The sequence below is a fragment of the Salinimicrobium oceani genome (assembly GCF_012037645.1).
This window is the reverse complement of sequence record NZ_JAAVJR010000587.1, coordinates 1-461: the sequence shown is the minus strand read 5'-3', so window position 1 is coordinate 461 and position 461 is coordinate 1. Positions and strand designations below refer to the sequence as shown.

Genomic DNA, 461 nt, shown 5'->3' with positions numbered 1-461 from the left:
CAAAAGGATAAATGGTTAAAAGCTATTGAAGAAGACAATTTAGGCCAATGGAACCATGTTTCCAATTTGATGTTTTGGCAGGATCCTATTGCTGCCGAATACGGAATCAGAGCTATCCCCGCAGCTTTTCTGTTAGATAAAGACGGAAAGATCGTTGCGAAGGATCTTAGAGGACCCGCTTTAGGAGAAAAAGTAGGAGAGCTTCTAAAATAACAAGCCTGCGATGGAGAATAAAAAAAGGTGCCACGGGGCACCTTTTTTTATATCTCATATTTAGGAATTACTGAAGCAGGAAATCCACATTCACCTTCACCCTTACCTCCATTTCGCCGGGAGCTATTGTTTCCTGTCCTGCACTATCCTGTTTCATTTCCATTACCCGATACACCGGCTGATAATGATCTGTTTGTACTTCGGAAATTCTGGTGGCTCTCCCAATTTTCTGACCTAAAGCTTCAGCG

At 42.5% G+C, this 461-nt stretch carries 2 protein-coding genes; one reads left to right on the top strand and one right to left on the bottom strand.

Going from position 1 to position 461, the window contains the following annotated elements:
• Positions 1-213 (top strand): peroxiredoxin family protein (locus HC175_RS18385; protein ID WP_369074347.1); only part of this gene is annotated, 213 nt, incomplete at its 5' end.
• Between the two features lie 67 nt (positions 214-280).
• On the opposite strand, the gene HC175_RS18380 is transcribed toward HC175_RS18385, so the two are convergent.
• Positions 281-461: SIMPL domain-containing protein (locus tag HC175_RS18380; RefSeq protein ID WP_168139680.1), on the bottom strand; the 181-nt coding region annotated here is incomplete at its 5' end.